Raw genomic sequence first — 19,972 nt, 5'->3', positions numbered from 1 at the left:
CTACCTCTCTTTTACAAATTGTTTTAACTTTTTTATAAAAGTTGAAGGAACTTTTTTCTCAATATTAATGTTATTACCTACATATTGCTTCACGATTTGGATCATTGCTAGCGTAACTTTTGATTTTGGATCATACATCGTAAATGGTATTTGATTAATTACTGCTTTAGAAACTGATTTATCATTAGGTAAGATACCTAATGGAACAATTTCTTTGTTTAAAAAGCTTTGCATTACCTTCTGTAAACGGTTTATTATAGATCGACCATCTTTATTATTTTCAGCTCGGTTAACTAAAAGATATAATGGTATGGTGAAATTTCGATTGCAAATATGTTTCATCATAGCGTAAGCATCCATCATTGATGTAGGCTCAGGTGTTGTAACAACAATACACTCATCAGCAGCTAAAACATAAAACATACTGTCATCAGAAGCTCCTGCACCCATATCAAAAATAATATAGTCGAAATCTGTAATAAGTTCGTCTAGCTGTTCCAAGAAATAATGAAATTTAGTTTCATCCATTTTAAACATATCAGTTAATCCAGAACCAGCAGCAATATACGACAAAGAATGAGGTCCTGTTTCTATAATATCATGAATCGACAATTGATTCTCGTACATTTGCACAATTGACCGTTTAGCTTGGACACCTAATAGAATATCGATATTACCCATACCAATATCTAAATCAAATAAAAGGACTTTTTTTCCAGCTTTTGATAAATTTAAAGCGAAATTAAGTGAAAAATTTGATTTACCTACGCCACCTTTTCCACTTACAACTGCAATCGTTTTTGCTTGCCTTTTGGCGTTAAGTCTGTCAATTTTTTTTCTTAAATTAGCTGCTTGATCACTCATTTGAGTTTCCAACTATCAAATGACTGATTTTTTCACTTGAAGCCTCTTCAATATTATCTGGTACATCTTGTCCATCTGTTAAATACGCAACACCTATTTGATACTTGAGAGTTAAGTTTAAAATTGCACCATAGGTTCCCGTCTCATCTTTTTTAGTAAATATTAATTTTTTTATCGGAATGTTTTCGAATTGATTATAAATCACATCTAAATCGGATGACTTAGTAGTTAAGGATAAGACTAAATACGTATCAATATCATGTTCAAGGTCAACTACTTTTCCTAACTCTGCAATATACTTAGGATCACGGAAATTGCGGCCCGCTGTGTCTACTAAAACAATATCATAGGATTTGAATTTTTCTCTAGCATTACGATAATCTTCAATTGTATAAGCAATTTCTAATGGAATATCAAGAATTTTAGAATATGTTTTTAGTTGTTCAATTGCAGCAATGCGATACGTATCTGTTGTAATTAACGCAACCTTTTTACCATCAACTAACATGCATTTCGCAGCTATTTTAGCTATCGTCGTTGTTTTACCAACACCTGTTGGCCCAACTAAATGTACGAATTTCTTATGGTAAGTAACGCCACCAAAATCATTGATCGCTAACTTTTTGTTAACAGCTTCTTCCACCTGTTTTTTAGCTAATTCATATGTTGTGTCCTCAGTTGAATTGTTTTCTATACTATTCGCAACAACTTCTTGAGCAATATCAAGATCAACTTCTTGTTCCAACAAGAGATCTACAACCGCTTGATATGTAGGAGGGAAGATATCTTCCCCATTACTTGTTGTTTTCTCCATCCATTTACGCATCGCACGTACTTCGTCTAATAATACTTGTTGTTTATCATCCGTTCTTGGTATATCTGAAGACATAGGTATAAACGGTTTTGATTGCTCTTCTATTTTAGGCTTAGTTGGTTGCGGGTCTAATGCTGCAACAACTTCCATATTTCTTTTTTTAAATAATCCTAAAAACCCACCAGTATAAATTACCTTTGAATTAAGGATAACGGCATCTGCACCTAGTTCTTTTCGTACTTTTTTCATTACTTCAGGCATTGTTGGTGCGATATACTTTTTTACCTTCATGCAACATTCACCACCCCGACGCTTTTGACATCTAAATTAGGTTCTAATTCATTATAAGATAACACGACAACATGTGGGAAAAACCGATCAAGTAACTGTTTCATATACATACGTATAGTTGGTGAACAGAGAATAATTGGCGTTTCCTCTTGTAATGATATACTCTCTATCTTTTCCGTAACTGAGCGAATAATGCGTTGCTGTGAATCAGGATCTAAGGATAAGTAACTACCATGTTCAGTTTGTTGAATATGATCTGAAATCATTTGCTCAACTTCACCTGCAACCGTTATAACTTTTAATCCCTGCTCATTTTGTACATACTGTTTGGTAATTTGAGCAGATAAGGCCTGTCTTGCGTACTCTCCTAGCAACTCGGCATCATTGGTCATTTTCCCGAAGTCTGCTAATGTTTCAAAGATAATCGGCAAGTTTCGGATCGAAACATGTTCGCGTAATAATTTCGCAAGTACCTTTTGTACATCACCAATAGATAATGGCTCAGGCGTTACCTCTTCAACTAATATAGGATATGACTCCTTTAAGTGATCAATTAACTGCTTCGTTTCTTGACGTCCTAATAATAAATGTGCATGTTTTTTTATTATTTCTGTAATGTGCGTAGAAACAACAGAAGGTGGATCAACTACTGTATAACCAGATAATTCTGCTTCATCTTTCACGTCTTCACCTATCCATTTTGCAGGAAGCCCAAAAGCAGGTTCTGTTGTATCTATTCCTTCTAGATCATCTTCATCCAAACCAGGTGTCATCGCTAAATAATGATCTAACATTAGCTCTCCTTGTGCAACTTCATTCCCTTTAATTTTTAATTGATACTCATTTGGATTTAATTGGATATTATCACGAATTCGAACCACTGGAATAACAATTCCTAATTCAATTGCTAACTGCCTGCGAATCATAACGATACGATCCATTAAATCCCCACCTTGATTCGTATCAACTAAAGGAATTAGAGCATAACCAAATTCAAATTCAATAGGGTCCATACTTAAAAGATCAACCACATTATTAGAAGACTGCATCTGCTGTGAATCTGCTGCTTCTTCTTCCCCTTTTTGATCTACTTCTGGTTCTACAATTGGTCTAGATAGCAAGTAACCACCCAATACGAGTACCCCTGCAATGGAAGTTGTTAAGAAAAAGTTAATAGGTGTAAAACCAAACATAAAGATTGTTCCACCTGCAATATACAGCATCTTTGGATAACGTAACAATTGTTCTGTTACATCGCTTCCAAGGTTACCTTCAGAAGCCACACGTGTAACAACAATACCAGTAGCTGTTGAGATAAGTAATGCAGGAATTTGACTTACTAGTCCATCACCAACAGTTAGTTGCATAAAGGTAGATATTGCTTCTGGAAACGTCATATCCATTTGCATCATACCAATAATTAAACCGAAAATAATATTGATTAACACGATAACGATTCCGGCAATCGCGTCACCTTTAACAAACTTACTCGCACCGTCCATTGCACCGTAAAAGTCTGCTTCACCCTCAACTTTTTCACGACGTTTTTTAGCTTGTTGTTCATTTATCATTCCTGCATTTAAATCTGCATCAATACTCATTTGTTTTCCAGGCATTGCGTCTAAAGTAAAACGTGCTGCAACTTCAGATACACGTTCACTACCTTTTGTAATAACTAAAAATTGGATAATAACAAGAATCAAGAAGACAACAAAACCAACTAACGCGTTGTCCCCGATAACAAAAGTACCAAACGTTTCCACCACGCCACCAGCTTCTCCAGTAGATAGAATCGAGCGTGTTGTGGAAACATTAAGTCCTAAGCGGAATAATGTTAGGAGTAATAACAACGAAGGGAATATTGAAAATTGTAACGGTTCTGTGGTGTTCATCGAGACTAAAATAACAATTAGTGCTAATGAAATATTTATTAAAATAAGGATACTTAATAACCAACCCGGTAATGGAATAACTAACATAACAATTATTAAAATAACACCGATTATAACGGATAGATCTCTTATTTTCATTATTAACTCTCCCTACTAGACATCCTTATGCTTTTTGTTCTATTTGATAAACATATGCTAAAATCTCCGCAACAGCCTGAAAGAATTCTTCTTGAATTGCTCCACCTATCTCAACTTCAGCATATAACGCTCTTGCTAAAGTTCGATTTTCTACCATTATAATCTGATTTGCTTCTGCAACTTCTCTAATCTTTGAAGCTACAAAATCAACACCTTTAGCAACTACATAAGGGGCATCAGACTTATTCTCATCGTACTTAATCGCAATAGCATAGTGTGTTGGGTTTGTGATTACAACATCTGCGTCTGGCACATCGCTCATCATACGTCGCATCGCCATCTGTCTTTGACGCTCTTTTATTTTAGATTTAATTAAAGGATTTCCTTCAATATTCTTATGTTCATCTTTAATATCATTTTTAGACATTTTCATATTCTTTTCATGGTCATATCGTTGATAAGTAAAGTCAATAACTGACACAACAAGTAATGCAATTGCTGAAAATATTCCCATTAATATCGTAACATTCGCAAAAAAAGCCAAGGCTGCATTAACGTCTTTACCTGCAAGCATCATCATCTCGTCTTTATTCATCCATAAAATTGAAAAAGTAATGGTAGTAATAACACTTATTTTTAACATTGATTTGACTAGTTCTACTAAAGCGCGTGCTGAAAAAATACGTTTTGCACCTTGAATAGGATCGAGTTTATTAAATTTCGCTTGTAATGGTTCTGTAGTAAATAAAAAACCAATTTGCATAAGATTTGAAGCAAGACCCGCAACAATTGCTAGTGCCATTACTGGAGCCAACGTCTGTGCCATATATATGGTGATTTCTGCAAACATCGTTTGTAAATTAGGAACAGTAATTTCCCAATGAATAAATTCACTAAAAGACCTTATATATAAACCGGTCATTTTCTCTTTCCAAAAGGTTCCAATAACAGTAAAAAGGATAAAAATTAAAAATAATAAAAGTGCTGTATTTATATCTTGGCTTTTAGCTACCTGACCTTTTTTTCGAGAATCTTGACGTTTTTTTGGAGTTGCTTTTTCTGTCTTTTCTCCTGCAAAGAATTGCAGATCTAATTTCAACTGCATGACTTAAGCACCTCCAAACAGCTGCATTAATAACTGCATCATCTCTAATGTATAAGAGAACAACTGCTTTACAATTGATATAAACATTACAATAAACATGCTTACTACAAAAAGCCCAACAAAAATCTTTAACGGTAAACCGACGACAAATACATTTAATTGAGGAACTGTACGTGCAATAATACCTAGTGCAACATCCACTAGAAATAAACAACCTACAACAGGTATTGCCAATTGAAAAGCAACCAAGAATAATTGATTAAAGATATCGATGACTAACATCACAATATTTTCATTGTTAAAATTTATCATTTGATCTAATGGAATGGTTTCAAAGCTATAGAAAGCACCATTTATGAGTAGATGATGACCATCAACACTCAATAAAAAAAGTAGCACAATCGTATAAAAGTATTGTCCCATTAAAGGACTTTGTGCACCTGTCTGTGGGTCAATAACATTCGCGATCGCAAAACCCATTTGAAAGTCAATAAATCCACCTGCAATTTGAACTGCCGCTAATATCATATAAGCAATTAAGCCTAATAATAACCCTGCAATTGCTTCCTTACCAACCAATAAAAAGAACGTTAAATCAAGTGGTATGGTCGGAATCTCAATACTATACAGCATAATCCAAGATAAAGAACCAGCTAGTCCAATCTTAAATTGCATTGGAATATTTTGATAAGAAAAAATTGGTACTGTTGCAAAAAAAGCTGTAAATCGTATGAGGATTAACAAAAACGCTGGTAAACTATTAATATCAATAGACTCTAACATACCTCTACCCTACAAACTGATTTAAATTTTGAAATATATTACTCGTAAATTCCACAATCCGAACAAGCATCCATGGTCCGAAGAAAATTAAGCCTAAAAAAACAGCGACAATTTTAGGTACAAATGCTAGGGTTTGCTCTTGAATCTGCGTTGTTGCTTGAAAAATACTAACTAATAATCCTACTACAAGGGCTAGTACTAAAAGAGGACCTGTTACAATGAGTACTGTAAATATCCCTTGCTCAGCTAAATTAATAACGAATTCTCCACTCATTTTCTCTTTCACCTCTTATTTCGTATTGCTAAAACCCTTGTAATAGTGATTGTGTGATCAGATACCAGCCATCAACTAACACAAATAATAAAATTTTAAATGGTAATGAAATCATTACTGGTGGTAACATCATCATTCCCATTGACATTAAGACACTTGCAACAGCCATATCAATAACCAAAAATGGAACAAAAATCATAAAGCCCATTTGAAAGGCTGTCTTTAATTCACTTATTGCGAAGGCGGGGACTAATGTTGTTAACGGAATGTCTTCTAATGATTCAGGATTTTCCAATCCACTATAATTCATAAATAAAGCCAAATCTTTTTGGCGTGTATGCTTAGACATAAATTCCTTCATTGGAATACTAGCATTTGTATAGGCTTCATCCAATGTTATTTCTTCATTAAATAACGGTGTCAGTGCATCTTCATTCACTTGTTGAAACGTTGGTGCCATAATAAAGAAGGTTAAAAAGAGTGCTATCCCAATCAATACTTGATTAGGAGGCATCTGCTGTGTTGCGAGTGAAGTTCTAGTAAAAGATAAAACTATAATAATTCTGGTAAAGCATGTTAGTAATATAATAATACTAGGTGCTAATGAAAAAACAGTTAACAATAACAGTAATTGCACTGATGTAGCAACATTTGACGGGTCTGAACTAGAAAATATATCAACAAATTCATTCATGTTTATCTTCTTCCTTACGTTTGTATTGCTCTGTTATTTTTTTTCTTTTATCTGCTAAACCATTTAATTCATTTTTAAATAATGATGAAAATTCAGCAGGAGATTTAGTTGATGTAACTTGTTGTTTCTTCGATGAGACACGTGAAATCGTTTTTCCAATTACATTAGCAATTTGATTTGAACTTGCTTGTTCAGTTTGACTTTCCAATAACTGTTTTTTAGTTTCTTCATCTGTAATCTCAGTTAGCAGTTCAATGTTATCTGCGACACCAACCACGAATATGCTGTCACCAATACGAATCATTTGAATCGATTTGTTAGAACCAAGTGGAACACCACCAATATTTTCTAAAGTATTCGCGTGTTTATATAGCTTGGTTTTTTTATTAAATAATTTTAGTAACAAATACATTAATCCTAAAATCAAAATTAATGACAAAACAATTTTTAAGAAAGTAATGATTGGATTATCAACTGAGTTCTCACTTAAAGATGTCTCACTACTTGGGTTTGATTCACTATTTTCGTTTTCTTCTTCAGGTGAATCCGTCTCATCACTAGGAGCCTCATTTTTAAATAAGTCGTCTACATATCCATCATTGGATGCCGCCTCCATTGTGCTAGGAATACTAGCCCAAGTAAATAATGCGATCAGTAAGCATACGAAGTTTATTTTTCGCATATTTTTCATCAGCTCAATGCTTTTTGAATGGCCTCAATGACGCGATCTGCCTGAAATGGTTTTACAATAAAGTCTTTTGCACCTGCTTGAATTGCATCAATAACCATTGCTTGCTGTCCCATAGCCGAACACATAAGAACAACCGCATCAGGGTTAATTTCTTTAATTTCTTTTAGTGCTGCAATTCCGTCTTTTTCAGGCATTGTAATATCCATTGTAACTAGATCTGGCGTAAGCTCCTTGTATTTTTCAACAGCCTGTACACCATCTTGCGCCTCACCTACTACTTCAAAACCATTCTTACTTAAGATATCTTTGATCATCATTCGCATGAAAGCTGCATCGTCTACTATTAATATTTTCTGAGCCATTATATAAATCCCCCTAGTTAATTACTTTAATTTCCTTAATCGATCTGATTGACTTACGATATCTGTGACACGCACACCGAAGTTCTCATCTATTACTACTACTTCACCCTGTGCGATTAATTTATTGTTTACGTGAATATCTACTGGTTCACCTGCTAGTTTATCTAATTCAATAATGGAGCCAGATGATAATTCTAAGATATCTTTTACGGTTCGTTTAGTCCTACCTAATTCAACGGTAACTTGTAATGGAATATCCATCAACATACCTAAGTTACGTTTTTCATTTTGCGGAAGATCGACATTTTCAAAAGCAGAAAAAGATGCATTTTGAATAGAAGCATTTTCCTGTGATAATTCCCCTAAATTTTTAGGTTCTGCTGGTTGGGAAGTTGGCTTGTGATTTTGCGCTTGTGCAGGCTCTTGTTCTTTTTGTACAGGAGCTGTTTCAGTTGTTACAGGTTGTTCTTCTATTGGATCAGCTGAACCACCATTCAACAAACCATCAACCATATCTTTAGCAAATGATAAAGGTAATAATTGCATAATATTTGAATCAATTAGCTCTCCAATTTTCAATTGAAATGACACTTTTACAAAGATATTATCTTCTGGCATATAATCAGCTTTATTCTCGTCATTCACATCTAACAGCATAATAGCTGGCGGGGAGATATCGACTCTTTTACTAAATATCGTTGACATACTAGTCGCAGCAGTTCCCATCATTTGATTCATTGCTTCTTGTACAGCACTTAACGAGATGTCATTTAATTCTTGAGTATCGGTTTTACCATCGCCACCCAACATTAAATCCGCAATAATTGCTGCATCATTAGAATCTAACACAAATAGATTAGCGCCTTCGAAACCTTCTGTATATTTTACTTCTACACCTACATTAGGATTTGGAAATTCTTCTTCTAATCGACTGCGACTTATTGTAGAAATAGTTGGTGTTGTAATATCGACCTTTTGATTTAACAATGTTGAGAGTGTAGTTGCCGAACTACCAAATGAAATATTACCTATTTCTCCTAGTGCATCAATTTCAATGTCAGATAATAGATTTTCTATGTCTTGTTCTTCCTGCTCATCATTATCATTATTTGTCTCAGGCTGATCATCATCTGTACTGTTTAATAATGCATCAATCTCATCCTGTGATAACATACCGTCATTCATCATCTGAATCGCCCCCTTTTATTTCTTTCATAATTTGGACGGCCAATTTATTCTTTCTCTTTCCTGGTTGTACATAATATAAATCCTCTTGATCAATTTGCATCACTAATTCATCTTCAATTGATTGGTCCAAGTGGAGTACATCACCTTGTTGCAAATTCAATAAATCTTCTATTGTAATTGATGTTTCTCCTAGTAGAACTCTCATATCTAATTCTGCTGTTTCAAGATTCTTTGTTAAGTTTTCATATTCTTCTGGTTTTCTTTCCTTTGGCTTCTCCGTTTGCATCCAATAATGAACAGATAATTTCGGAATAATAGGTTCTAAAACCACATGAGGAATACATATATTGATCATGCCAGTACTCTCACCAATTGTAGTATTTAATGAAACGACTACTACTGTTTCATTGGGAGAAACAAGCTGTAAGAATTGAGGATTTACTTCAAACTCCTCTAATATCGGATCAATATCTATCACGGATGACCAAGCTTCTTGTAGATTATCTAAACCTTTTTCAAATAGTTGCGTCATAAGTGTTGATTCAATTTCCGTTAGACTATCTACTTTGTTTACACTCTTTCCTTTACCACCTAACATTCGATCTAACATGGCGTATGCAATATTCGGGTTGAATTCAAAAATAATTCGACCGTGTAATGGTTGCATACTATATATATTTAATATCGTTATCGTGGGGATCGAGCGAATAAATTCTTCATATGGGATTTGATCAACAGACGCAACAGATATGTGCACATATGTGCGTAACTGTGCAGAAAAATATGTTGTTAATAATCGTGCAAAGTTCTCATGAATTCGAGAAATGCTTCGAATCTGGTCTTTTGAGAATCGTAATGCTCGTTTAAAATCATAAACACGCACTTTTTTCTCTTGTTCTTCTTGTTTTAATTGATTGGCATCCATCTCACCGGATGAAAGTGCGGATAATAATGCATCAATTTCATTTTGCGACATAACTTCATTGGCCACAACATTCACCTCCTAGGAAGGAGCTTTTATCACTGTATGACTTTACTAATGATATATACATCGATAATATTTCCCTCATCCATTAGCTCATTCATTTGATCTTTTAGCTTTGTTTCTAATTCAGTTAATCCTGCTTGCACATCTGCTTCTGTTAGGTTAACGGATTCTTTTATAAAGATGTTCTTAAATTGAAAAGACCTATTTTCAATTTCTGTTCGCGCCTTTTTACTATCTGTAATAATATCGAATTGCATTCGAACAAAACTACCATCTTTTAAATCTGTGCTCATTTCATCTGTTGTATAGGAGTATTCCACCATTTTCTCGATACTTAATTCTTCATTTTCACTATCTGAACTGTTTAAAATATAAATTAGTGCACCGACTCCAACAATCAAAATGACAGCTATTGAACTTATCATTATTTTAAATAATTTAGAGTTCATTTTGTTCACCAGCCTCTTTTATCCATCCTTGTATGCCAATCATTTGAAAATAGTTATTTACCAAAGTAACTACTTCATTCTCTGTCTCTTTAACTACTATAATTTTCCCATTTGATAGAGTAATAGTAGTATCAGGAAATGATTGAATTTGTTCAATCATTAAAGCATTTAAGGTAAAACTATCCCCGTTAAATTTCGTGATTTCTATCATATTATGGTTGGAGCAAGTTAAGAAAACTTGCTCCACACCTCCTTACTTATCGTTTCAAGTTAACTAACTCTTGTAAGATTTCATCTGACGTTGTAATTATTTTGGTATTTGACTGAAATGCACGTTGCGCCGTTATCATTTCGGTGAATTCTTCTGCTAAATCAACGTTTGACATTTCTAAAGCGCCCGAGACTACCGAAGCAGAACCATTTGCACCAGGGGTAACTAAATCGTTTAATGTATTAAAACCGTCATCATCGCCAGCATCCTCAAATGCCCCTGCATTAGCTGTTAATCGATACAAGTTAGATCCACTTCTCTCTAGACCACCAGGATTTGAGAAAGATGCTAATCTAATTTGTCCAGCAACTTGTGTGTTGCCATCACCATCAACATAATTAACTGTTCCGTTGTCTGCAATACTAAAGCTGGCTGCATTAGCAGGAATTTGAATTTGGCTTAGCTCTTCTGATAAGACAAAATCATCGCCATCAGCTTGGTTCCCAGCCCCCAATAAATATAAACCATCTGGATTTACTATATACCCTTCATTATCTAAGTAGAAATTACCAGAACGCGTGAAGTTAATATCTGATGCTTCCATATCAATATCACCAGCTGCGCCATTTTCTAAATTACTACCTAATACAAACATACCATCGCCTTCAAGCGCTAAATCTAATGTACGATCCGTTGTTTGTCTATTTCCTTGCGTTTGAATGTTATCAATCGAACCTAGTTGAGAACCAAGACCAACTTGTGCGGCGTTTAGCCCACCACGGACACCTTCTATTGAACCTTGTGCATTTGACAACGTTTGACTCATCATATCTTGAAACGTAACACGTCCTTTTTTAAATCCCGATGTGTTAACATTTGCTATATTATTACCGATCGTGTCTAATTTTGTTTGGAAATTTTTCATTCCTGATATACCAGAATACATTGAACGTAACATATTACCATTCCCCTTTTAGTTTAATTAGCTGTATCAATCAGTCAACAGCTTGAATGGCTTCCCTTAACGGGACCAGCCTAATCTACAACAATTGTTCCATTAATATTTGTGAAAATGCGACTTTGTGCTTCTGCTCGATCCATTGCTGTCACAACCGTGTTGTTTTTCGTACTAACTAATAAGGTTGCTTCATCTGTAACAACTAAAGAATCTGTTATTCCTTTTTGTTTTGCTTCCACAATTTTATCCGAAATTTGTTGCCATTTCGCATCATCAATCTTAATATTTCTTTCAGTTAATCTAGCTTGCGCATGTTTGCTAATCTTTAATGTTTGTGCACTAGATAAGACATCTTGAAAAGAAGTACCAACCTGCTTTTTCTGCATATTATTTCTGTTTTTCGGAAGCAATGCCCCTTGATGTACTTGTTGGATACGATGATCCATATTTTTCACCTTCCTTAATCCGTTGAAGGTTGGCTTAACTTAAGAACTTCATCCGTATAGATCTTACTTTCATTTTCTAATTCTAAAACTGCATAACCTTCTTTTTCACTTACAGCGATAACGTTACTTTTAACCGTTTCCTTCGGTTCAATCACTTCACCAGACTCTTCATCAAGTTTATAGTATGAAACTTCTTTACCAATTAAATGACTATATTGAATTACTGGTGAAACTGTTTGGTTTTGAACTAAACTACTAATCGATGTATTCATTTCCATCATCTGTTCTAATGAAGTAAAAGTAGCCATTTGTGAAATGAACTCTTTATCTTCCATTGGATTCAGAGGATCTTGGTTTTGTAATTGTGCCATTAATATCCGCATGAATTCATCCTTACCTAATGCAGAGCTAGTCGTGCCACGAGATTGGTTACTCAAATAATAAGAACTATCAATTGTCGTCAAATTAATTCACCTACACTCTCTCATTCATTAATACTTCTTCAAAACTTATACTACTTTGATCCTGCTCTCCATCATTCTGCTCTTTTCCTTCAGCATCTTCTTGTTGAGACGACTCTGACATCTGTTCATCAAATGAGGAATTGGACTCTTCTTGTGTTTGCTGGAACATTTGCGCATCTTGTTTTTCAATCACTACTTGATTTGGTGAAAACATATGGCGTAATTGTTGAATATTTGTTTCTAACGCATCTTTAGCTGCTTGTGTTGTGGCAGTGATTTTCACCATCATTTCCCCATTTATTTGGGTTAATTTAACTGAAATATCTCCTAGATGATTAGGTTTTAATTTCAATAATAACTCGTTAGATCCATTTGGACCTGACATAAATTTACTTGATTTAATAACTTTTTGAAATTCTTCCATTAAATTATCAGAAGTAGATTTTTGGTTTGTTTGTGTTGACTGCTTTACATGTACAACAAATTGTTCTAACTTAGAAATTTGTTGACCTGTTGCTAAAGTTTCAGCATTTACTGTAGCCTTTGTTTCAGATGATAGACTTGTAACAGCATTCTTCATCCACTTTGAAACGTCCGTCGTTGTTACCATTGCACTAGACTGGTATTTAGCCTGCATCTGACCTTCAGTTCTTTTTTGGTATGTTCCTAATAAGCGAGACCATAACTGACCTTCATTCGTCCCTTTTTTCTCTTGTAACAAATTCGCTGTTTCTAGCGGTGTGCTTTTCTCTAAAGATGTCCATTGTTCTAATAATTTCAGAACTTTTACACTCGATTCTTGATCAAACTTACCAGAAGATACTTGTGCGGCTACTTGTTCTACTTGTTTCCATAAGTTTGCTATCTTCTCTATACTTTGTTGATTAACATCGACATTTTGTAAAGTGTTATTTTGAAATAATTGTTCTAATGACGCCATTTGTACGCTAGCCTGATTAGTTTTGGTATTCTCCTCTGCTATAGCTTTGGAAGAGACTATATTTTCAAGCCATGTTGCTAGTTCAGTGTTATTTTGTTGTTTAAGGAAGTTGCTACTTTGCTCAGGCGCTTCCTCTGAAACAGCAATCCATTGCTCTACTAATTCCAACACATCTTCTTCAGAAGTACTTTCTGCTAGATCAGTAGATAGTTGCTCAAAAGCTGGTTCAAGTTGATCCCATAAACTTTTCATCTGATTAGATATATCTGTATCGTTTTCTAATAACATCAATTGCTCAGCTAATTCGGCAATACGAATTGATTCATCAGTTGAAGTAGTTAGTTCATCACTTTTAATCTTCAACTGCTCTAGTAATGGCTCTAAACTAGCGTTATCACCCGCTAAATACGATGAAAATAATGTTTCAATTGAATTAGCCTCTTCAGAAGATTCTAGCTGTTCTCTAGTGCTTGATTTTGACTGACCACCAATCAAACTGTTATTCACTTTACTACCTATTGATTCTAATAGACTACCGAAGACTGATTGTCCTTCATTACCTTTTTTCGTAGAAGTATTTCCTAACTGGGTTGTTTGCTGATTTAAAAGTCCCGTTACATTCAAACTTTTTCACCCCCCTTCAAATAATTTCAACGTAAACTATTCTAGTAATAGTTGTGTAAGTTCTGCAGCAACTTCTGCATCCATTGCACTAAGTACTTCCCCTCTTTCTTCATCCTTCATTTGTTGTAAGATCGCTGTAGCTAAATCGCGTTCAACATTTGACAAGATGGGAGCAGCGCTTTCGGGGTCCATTTCTTCATAAGACTTTGTCAGCTTATCCAAATTTTCGCTCTCTTCCTCATTCTCTTGCACTTCACCTTCCGTTTCTACCTCTTCATCAGAAGTATCTTCCGTTTGGTTCGTAAGTTTAACAATTTCTTGATTTAACTCATCAATTGTTTGTTCATGATTGGAGACTTCTGTTTGCAGTGTTTCAATTTCTGCATCTTTTTCAGAAAGTTGTGTCTCAACCTTTTCTTCTTCTCGTTCGACTTCTTGTTCTTCATCTGTTGTGACAACCGAAGAAAGAAAGGGGATCTGATTAGCTGCGTCTTTTGTTTTAGCAATAACATCAATACCCATAAATGAAAAGATAATAAAAGCAAGTATGATAGCAAATATTAAAGGTATACCAATTACTAATACCCATTGCATGAAGCCAGGGCTCTTTGCCTTTTTTTCTTGTTTTGTCTTTTCTACCATTTTAATCACCTATCTTCATTAGCTAAAAACTGTCTCAATGACGTTTCGTCCATTTGTTGATTCTCAGTATATATTTCACGCAATTTTTCTTTTTCGTTTTTTTTCTCAATTATTATTTCGAACTTTTTCACTTCAATATGTGATTGTGTTAATAACACTTGTTTTTTTTCCATTATTACGCGCTTCTTGCTTACTTCTAATTCCACTTGCTGTATTTTTTTCTTTATTTCATCGATATAAGCATAATGTGTCGCTAATGTAGTGACTGTACCACTAGATTTTAGATAATAAGCATATTGTTTTTCGACTTCTTCTTTTTTCTGCAATAACTGATATAACTTTGTTGCAACAGTCTCGAAATTATTCATTGCTTCTTGGTAATTAATTTGTGCCTCGTTCTTTAAGCGCTCTTGATGTGACAGTATTTTTTGAAAAGCTTTTATATTTGTCATGCTTTTTTACCTCCATATAAACTAGTCTCAAGTAACGTCATTGCTTCATCCCTTGACCAAGATTCCTCCATTCCCTGTTTCAAAAAAGAAATAATCTTTGGATGTAACTGAATGGCTTGATCTACTTCCCTACTTGTTCCACGTTTATATGCACCTATTTGTATTAATTCATAATTCTCTTCAAATGTTGATAAAATCTTACGGACCTCTTGCGCTATTTTTTGATCTTTCTCTGATGTTATCTGTGGCATTACACGACTAATGGATTTTAATACATTTAAAGCTGGAAATTGTCCTTGCTCTGCTAACTTTCTATCTAAGACAAAGTGACCATCTAGTATTCCTCTTGTCGTATCTGCAATAGGATCGTTTAGATCATCTCCATCTACTAATACAGTATAAAAAGCTGTAATCGTTCCTTTATCACTGGTTCCTGTTCTCTCCAATAATTTTGGTAAAATAGAAAACACAGAAGGTGGATAACCTTTAGTTGTTGGTGGTTCTCCAGTAGCTAGACCAACTTCCCGTTGTGCCATCGCAACTCGTGTAACAGAATCCATCATTAAATTTACGTTTAAACCTTGATCACGAAAATATTCACTTATAGCCGTTGCTGTATATGCACCTTTTATCCGCATTAGCGCAGGCTGATCTGATGTTGCTACAACTACAATTGATTTCTTTAGGCCTTCTTCACCAAGGTCTTTTTCAATAAACTCTCTAACTTCTCTGCCACGTTCCCCTATCATTGCAATAACATTAATATCCGCATCACTATTTCGGGCAATCATTCCTAGTAGTGTACTTTTACCAACACCACTCCCCGCAAAAATCCCGACACGTTGCCCTTTTCCAACTGTTAACAATGAATCAATTGTTTTGACACCCAGTTGAATTGGTTCTAATATTCTTGGACGAGATAGAGGATTTGGCGGTGTTCTCTCGGTTAAATAGGACATTAAACCTTTCGGTAACGTTGAATCATCTAACGGCTGTCCCATTGAGTTTACAACTTTCCCAATTAAACCTCGACCAACTTTTATCGTAAGTGGCTTATCAGTCGCTTCAACAAGACTTCCAGGACTAATTTCATTGATAGATGCATAGGGCATTAAAAGTACATTTTCATCATGAAAACCTACAACTTCAGCATAAATCTTTGTTTTTGCAGAAGTATGAATATAACAAACATTCCCTATACTAACTGCCGGACCTTTTGATTCAATCATTAGTCCAACAACACGTTGAATCTTTCCAAATCGTTTGTATAAATCCGAATTTTCAATTGATTCTACATACGTATCAAGATTCACGATTTATCTCCTCCGCTAAGTCTAACAATGCATGACGCAAAGTTTCTAATTGACTGTCAACACTTGCATCTATTTTTCCAAAAGGTGTTTCAATAATACAAGCGCCTTCGGATAATGATTCATCTGGATAGAATAGTAGGTCCGCTTTTGCATCAATTATTAAACGAAGTTCATCTTCATACTTTTGCAGTGTTTGATAATCTCTTGGATTTGAAAAAACACGAATTGATGGCTGATCTAAAACTTCTTTTAAAACTTTTTTTGTGATTTCGATATAAGCATCACTTTCGACTAATTCATGTTGTATGATCTTCGACGCTGCTGCTATCCCTAACCGTAATATCGTTGGTTCCGATTGGGCTAAAATTGTTTGTTTTTCTTTTTTAGCTAGTTGAACAATTTCACTAGCCTGATCGAGTAATGTTTGATATTCATTTAAACTATCTTCTTTACCTTCGTGAAAACCCTCATTATGTCCATGTTGTTTTGCTTCTTCAATCCACTTCAGTTTCTCTTCTTGCCATTCTTTCTCTTTATCTTTTATTGTCATCTTTGTATCAGCAAGTAATTGATCCGCTTGTTCCCTTGTTTGCTGCAACTGTTGCTTCGCTTGTTCTAATTGTATTTCAAGAATTGCTTTCTGATCTAGTAAATCTTGTTCTGTAAAATCTTGTCGAACTTCTAGTGGTTTAATACCGATTACTTTACTTGGTGTGATTTTTCGATCCAATTGGTTAGACAATAATATCATCTCCTCCACCACGTGCAATAACGATTTCACCTACTTCTTCTAAACGACGAATTGCAGAAACAATTCGTGTTTGTGATTCTTCGACATCCCGTAAACGAACAGGGCCCATAAATTCCATTTCTTCTTTGAACGTTTCAGCCATACGATTCGACATATTACTAAAGACAACTTCTTTCACTTCATCACTTGCTACTTTCAGTGATAGACGAAGATCATCATTTTCAACTTCGCGTATAATCCGCTGAATAGCACGATTATCTAATGTAACAATATCTTCAAATACGAACATTCGTTTCTTGATTTCTTCTGCTAACTCTGGATCTTGTATTTCTAATGCATCTAGTATCGTTCTTTCTGTACTTCTATCCACGCCATTTAAAACTTCTACTACTGCCTGAATCCCACCTGTTTGTGTGTAATCTTGCGTTACTGTTGCAGACAATTTCCGTTCTAACACTTGCTCTACTTCATAAATTATCTCAGGAGATGTTGAATCCATTATTGCAATTCTTTTCGCAATATCAGCCTGCATCTCTTGAGGCAACTCTGATAATATTTGACCAGCCTGTTCTTTTTCCAAATAGGATAAAACTAAAGCAATAGTTTGTGGGTGTTCATTTTGTATAAAATTTAAAATTTGGCCAGGATCTGCTTTTCTAGCAAAGTCAAAAGGTTTAACTTGTAAAGATGATGTTAACCGATTGATAATATTACCTGCCTCATCAGCTCCTAAGGCTTTTTCCAAAACAGTCTTTGCATAATTTATACCACCTTGCGCAATATAATCTTGCGCTAATGCTATCTGATGAAATTGATCTAAGACTTCTTCTTTTTGTTCCGTTTCCACCTTTTTAACAGAGGAAATTTCTAAGGTTAGTTTTTCAATTTCCTCTTCTGTTAAATGTTTATATAATTGTGCTGAAACATCTGGTCCTAATGAGATTAATAGAATCGCAGCTTTTTGTTTACCAGTCAATGTTTGTTTTCTTGCCATGAAGCTTTCCCCCTAATCCTCAGAAATCCAGCTACGTAATAACTTAGCAAATTCTTCTGGTTTGTCATTTGCCATTTTTTCAAGCTGTTTTCTTCTGATTGATGATTCGGTATCTGCTGCTGTTTCCATATCAGGAACTTCAAATGTCTCTTGTGACACTACATCTTCACTATATCCCATTTCTTCTTCTGGTTCTCTTCGTTTTCTTATCAACATAATAATAAGGCCAATTACTAGAACAAGTAAGGTTCCTCCAACTATATAAATCCATGTGGGGATTCCGGTTCCAACAGGCGTATTTGCTGTTTGAATACCATTGAATTCTTGAAATACTATAGATGTTTTATCTTCTGGGTTAATTTCTCCATACGTTCCGTCAATAGAAGTAGAAATAATAGAATCTAGTATCGACGCGATACTCTCTTCAACATTGGCTTGTTCTTGTGCTGTTAAAAGCTCTAGTTCACCATTTGCGTCAACTGTTTCTTTTGTATTATCTACTGCTATTTGAATACCTAAATCTCTAATTTTATATGGACTTTCTATAATTTCACGTTGTATTCGATTAAATTCATAATTAATAGATTCCTGAACTTTTTCATATTCACCATAGTCAGCACCATCTTCCGCAACATAGTTTGCTATATCTTCATCGCCCACTCCAACCTCACCGGCAGCTGCTGCACCATTTCCTGTATATGTCTCTGTAATCGTTTCAACACTAACTGGTAAACCTTCTACTTCTTCTCCATCTACTTCTACTGGTTCTACTAGTTCTTCTATTCGATTTTCTTGTGTGAAATCTATATCTGCTGTAACAGATGCTACAACTTTATCTGCTCCAACCATCGTACCTAGCATTTGCTGCACACGTCTTTGAATATCTCGTTCAATATCCTTTTTGATTGTCTGCTGTGTGGTATAAGCATCGCCACTTGCTACGGTAGTAGAACTATTTTGATCATAGTAATTAAAGTTTTGATCCATAATGACGATATTGTCTGTAGAGAGGTTTGGTACCGTTTTAGAAACAAGTAAATAAAGTGAATTAATTTGACTTTCCTCAAACTGGTACCCAGGTGTGGTTGTCAGAACAATTGATGCAGATGCCTGCTGTACTGCATCACTCACAAAAACTTGATCCTCTGGTATATTAAGCATGACAGTAGCATTTTCAATACCTGAAATTCCAGTCATTAAATTTGCCAATTCTGTTTGCAAGGCATCAAGTTTCATTACATTAAATTCACCATCTGTCATTCCCCAAGAAGTATTTTCACTAAAAAAAGAATAATCAATATTTCCACTGTTTGGTATACCTTGTGCCGCAAGATCAACAAGTAATGTATCTGCTTCTTCACTTGGCACATTAATTACCGTTCCAGCACCTTCCACTTCATATTTCACACCTCTAGTGTCTAACTCTGCTTTTATCTGCCCAACCTCTTGAATTGATAGATTACTATACAATGGCACCATTGTAGTCCTTGTTGCAAAGAAGCTTCCACCAACTACAATTAGAAGAAATAAAAAGATTAATGAAAGTCCAAATCCTTTTTGTTTCTTGGATTTACTTTGCCAAAATTCTATGATTTTATTTTTATATGTTATTAAGTTCTGTTTCATCATTTGCCTCCATACAAC

At 34.8% G+C, this 19,972-nt stretch carries 23 protein-coding genes; all 23 read right to left on the bottom strand.

Features of this window, described 5'->3' with window-relative positions:
* Complete coding sequence (locus tag DM447_RS08775; RefSeq protein ID WP_338418774.1) at positions 1-876, bottom strand: MinD/ParA family protein; 876 nt, start codon at positions 874-876, stop codon at positions 1-3.
* Positions 857-1,969 (bottom strand): flagellar biosynthesis GTPase FlhF, encoded by a 1,113-nt coding sequence (flhF, locus tag DM447_RS08770; protein WP_112180860.1) that lies wholly within the window; start codon positions 1,967-1,969, stop codon positions 857-859. The genes DM447_RS08775 and flhF overlap by 20 nt, the downstream gene beginning before the upstream one ends.
* Positions 1,966-3,999, bottom strand: a complete 2,034-nt coding sequence (gene flhA, locus DM447_RS08765) for a flagellar biosynthesis protein FlhA (RefSeq protein WP_112180859.1) — start codon at positions 3,997-3,999, stop codon at positions 1,966-1,968. Before flhA ends, flhF begins: the two co-directional genes overlap by 4 nt.
* Positions 4,000-4,024: 25 nt before the next feature.
* On the bottom strand, positions 4,025-5,104 hold the full coding sequence (gene flhB / locus DM447_RS08760) for a flagellar biosynthesis protein FlhB (protein ID WP_112180858.1): 1,080 nt from the start codon (positions 5,102-5,104) through the stop codon (positions 4,025-4,027).
* Positions 5,105-5,107: 3 nt separating this feature from the next.
* Complete coding sequence (fliR, locus tag DM447_RS08755; RefSeq protein WP_112180857.1) at positions 5,108-5,887, bottom strand: flagellar biosynthetic protein FliR; 780 nt, start codon at positions 5,885-5,887, stop codon at positions 5,108-5,110.
* 4 nt (positions 5,888-5,891) lie between these two features.
* Complete coding sequence (gene fliQ / locus DM447_RS08750; RefSeq protein WP_112180856.1) at positions 5,892-6,161, bottom strand: flagellar biosynthesis protein FliQ; 270 nt, start codon at positions 6,159-6,161, stop codon at positions 5,892-5,894.
* A 28-nt stretch (positions 6,162-6,189) separates the two neighbouring features.
* On the bottom strand, positions 6,190-6,855 hold the full coding sequence (fliP, locus tag DM447_RS08745) for a flagellar type III secretion system pore protein FliP (protein WP_112180855.1): 666 nt from the start codon (positions 6,853-6,855) through the stop codon (positions 6,190-6,192).
* On the bottom strand, positions 6,848-7,546 hold the full coding sequence (locus DM447_RS08740; RefSeq protein ID WP_112180854.1) for a flagellar biosynthetic protein FliO: 699 nt from the start codon (positions 7,544-7,546) through the stop codon (positions 6,848-6,850). Before DM447_RS08740 ends, fliP begins: the two co-directional genes overlap by 8 nt.
* The gene (locus tag DM447_RS08735) at positions 7,546-7,908 is read right to left on the bottom strand and encodes a response regulator (RefSeq protein ID WP_112180853.1); all 363 of its coding nucleotides are present in this window, start codon (positions 7,906-7,908) and stop codon (positions 7,546-7,548) included. Before DM447_RS08735 ends, DM447_RS08740 begins: the two co-directional genes overlap by 1 nt.
* Before the next feature lie 21 nt (positions 7,909-7,929).
* A complete protein-coding gene (fliY, locus tag DM447_RS08730; protein ID WP_112180852.1) occupies positions 7,930-9,096 on the bottom strand; it encodes a flagellar motor switch phosphatase FliY in 1,167 nt (388 codons plus the stop codon).
* Complete coding sequence (gene fliM, locus DM447_RS08725) at positions 9,086-10,087, bottom strand: flagellar motor switch protein FliM (protein WP_112180851.1); 1,002 nt, start codon at positions 10,085-10,087, stop codon at positions 9,086-9,088. The genes fliY and fliM overlap by 11 nt, the downstream gene beginning before the upstream one ends.
* 29 nt (positions 10,088-10,116) lie before the next feature.
* Entirely contained in the window at positions 10,117-10,533 is a 417-nt protein-coding gene (locus tag DM447_RS08720; RefSeq protein ID WP_112180850.1) for a flagellar basal body-associated FliL family protein, read from the bottom strand.
* A complete protein-coding gene (locus tag DM447_RS08715; RefSeq protein WP_332871722.1) occupies positions 10,523-10,780 on the bottom strand; it encodes a flagellar FlbD family protein in 258 nt (85 codons plus the stop codon). The genes DM447_RS08720 and DM447_RS08715 overlap by 11 nt, the downstream gene beginning before the upstream one ends.
* 10 nt (positions 10,781-10,790) lie before the next feature.
* Positions 10,791-11,702, bottom strand: coding sequence for a flagellar basal body rod protein FlgG (gene flgG / locus DM447_RS08710; protein ID WP_112180849.1), 912 nt, complete (start codon positions 11,700-11,702; stop codon positions 10,791-10,793).
* 77 nt (positions 11,703-11,779) lie between these two features.
* The gene (locus DM447_RS08705) at positions 11,780-12,148 is read right to left on the bottom strand and encodes a TIGR02530 family flagellar biosynthesis protein (RefSeq protein ID WP_112180848.1); all 369 of its coding nucleotides are present in this window, start codon (positions 12,146-12,148) and stop codon (positions 11,780-11,782) included.
* Between the two features lie 14 nt (positions 12,149-12,162).
* Positions 12,163-12,612 carry a flagellar hook assembly protein FlgD gene (gene flgD / locus DM447_RS08700; RefSeq protein WP_112180847.1) on the bottom strand — a complete coding sequence of 150 codons (450 nt, stop codon included), beginning with the start codon at positions 12,610-12,612 and terminating at the stop codon, positions 12,163-12,165.
* Between the two features lie 10 nt (positions 12,613-12,622).
* Positions 12,623-14,176 carry a flagellar hook-length control protein FliK gene (locus DM447_RS08695; RefSeq protein ID WP_112180846.1) on the bottom strand — a complete coding sequence of 518 codons (1,554 nt, stop codon included), beginning with the start codon at positions 14,174-14,176 and terminating at the stop codon, positions 12,623-12,625.
* Positions 14,177-14,212: 36 nt separating this feature from the next.
* The gene (locus tag DM447_RS08690) at positions 14,213-14,818 is read right to left on the bottom strand and encodes a MotE family protein (protein ID WP_112180845.1); all 606 of its coding nucleotides are present in this window, start codon (positions 14,816-14,818) and stop codon (positions 14,213-14,215) included.
* Positions 14,819-14,823: 5 nt separating this feature from the next.
* Complete coding sequence (gene fliJ / locus DM447_RS08685) at positions 14,824-15,270, bottom strand: flagellar export protein FliJ (protein WP_112180844.1); 447 nt, start codon at positions 15,268-15,270, stop codon at positions 14,824-14,826.
* Entirely contained in the window at positions 15,267-16,583 is a 1,317-nt protein-coding gene (fliI, locus tag DM447_RS08680) for a flagellar protein export ATPase FliI (protein ID WP_112180843.1), read from the bottom strand. The genes fliJ and fliI overlap by 4 nt, the downstream gene beginning before the upstream one ends.
* Entirely contained in the window at positions 16,573-17,325 is a 753-nt protein-coding gene (gene fliH, locus DM447_RS08675) for a flagellar assembly protein FliH (RefSeq protein ID WP_157967303.1), read from the bottom strand. Before fliH ends, fliI begins: the two co-directional genes overlap by 11 nt.
* Complete coding sequence (fliG, locus tag DM447_RS08670; protein WP_112180841.1) at positions 17,318-18,328, bottom strand: flagellar motor switch protein FliG; 1,011 nt, start codon at positions 18,326-18,328, stop codon at positions 17,318-17,320. The genes fliH and fliG overlap by 8 nt, the downstream gene beginning before the upstream one ends.
* A gap of 12 nt (positions 18,329-18,340) precedes the next feature.
* Complete coding sequence (fliF, locus tag DM447_RS08665; protein ID WP_112180840.1) at positions 18,341-19,954, bottom strand: flagellar basal-body MS-ring/collar protein FliF; 1,614 nt, start codon at positions 19,952-19,954, stop codon at positions 18,341-18,343.
* Between the last annotated feature and the right edge of the window lie 18 nt (positions 19,955-19,972).

The sequence above is a fragment of the Paraliobacillus zengyii genome (assembly GCF_003268595.1).
GTDB lineage: Bacteria > Bacillota > Bacilli > Bacillales > Amphibacillaceae > Paraliobacillus_A > Paraliobacillus_A zengyii.
The sequence above is the reverse complement of the archived record's forward strand: the minus strand, read 5'-3'. Positions and strand labels throughout refer to the sequence as shown.

What these genes read in the sequence shown, in the direction of transcription:
- DM447_RS08740 (WP_112180854.1), bottom strand. Translation starts at nt 7,546, where the DNA reads ATGAAAAATATGCGAAAAATAAACTTCGTATGCTTACTGATCGCATTA.
- fliY (WP_112180852.1), bottom strand. Translation starts at nt 9,096, where the DNA reads ATGATGAATGACGGTATGTTATCACAGGATGAGATTGATGCATTATTA.
- fliP (WP_112180855.1), bottom strand. Translation starts at nt 6,855, where the DNA reads ATGAATGAATTTGTTGATATATTTTCTAGTTCAGACCCGTCAAATGTT.
- flhA (WP_112180859.1), bottom strand. Translation starts at nt 3,999, where the DNA reads ATGAAAATAAGAGATCTATCCGTTATAATCGGTGTTATTTTAATAATT.
- fliJ (WP_112180844.1), bottom strand. Translation starts at nt 15,270, where the DNA reads ATGACAAATATAAAAGCTTTTCAAAAAATACTGTCACATCAAGAGCGC.
- DM447_RS08735 (WP_112180853.1), bottom strand. Translation starts at nt 7,908, where the DNA reads ATGGCTCAGAAAATATTAATAGTAGACGATGCAGCTTTCATGCGAATG.
- DM447_RS08690 (WP_112180845.1), bottom strand. Translation starts at nt 14,818, where the DNA reads ATGGTAGAAAAGACAAAACAAGAAAAAAAGGCAAAGAGCCCTGGCTTC.
- flgG (WP_112180849.1), bottom strand. Translation starts at nt 11,702, where the DNA reads ATGTTACGTTCAATGTATTCTGGTATATCAGGAATGAAAAATTTCCAA.
- fliG (WP_112180841.1), bottom strand. Translation starts at nt 18,328, where the DNA reads ATGGCAAGAAAACAAACATTGACTGGTAAACAAAAAGCTGCGATTCTA.
- DM447_RS08705 (WP_112180848.1), bottom strand. Translation starts at nt 12,148, where the DNA reads ATGGATCATCGTATCCAACAAGTACATCAAGGGGCATTGCTTCCGAAA.
- fliF (WP_112180840.1), bottom strand. Translation starts at nt 19,954, where the DNA reads ATGAAACAGAACTTAATAACATATAAAAATAAAATCATAGAATTTTGG.
- fliQ (WP_112180856.1), bottom strand. Translation starts at nt 6,161, where the DNA reads ATGAGTGGAGAATTCGTTATTAATTTAGCTGAGCAAGGGATATTTACA.
- flhB (WP_112180858.1), bottom strand. Translation starts at nt 5,104, where the DNA reads ATGCAGTTGAAATTAGATCTGCAATTCTTTGCAGGAGAAAAGACAGAA.
- flhF (WP_112180860.1), bottom strand. Translation starts at nt 1,969, where the DNA reads ATGAAGGTAAAAAAGTATATCGCACCAACAATGCCTGAAGTAATGAAA.
- DM447_RS08720 (WP_112180850.1), bottom strand. Translation starts at nt 10,533, where the DNA reads ATGAACTCTAAATTATTTAAAATAATGATAAGTTCAATAGCTGTCATT.
- fliR (WP_112180857.1), bottom strand. Translation starts at nt 5,887, where the DNA reads ATGTTAGAGTCTATTGATATTAATAGTTTACCAGCGTTTTTGTTAATC.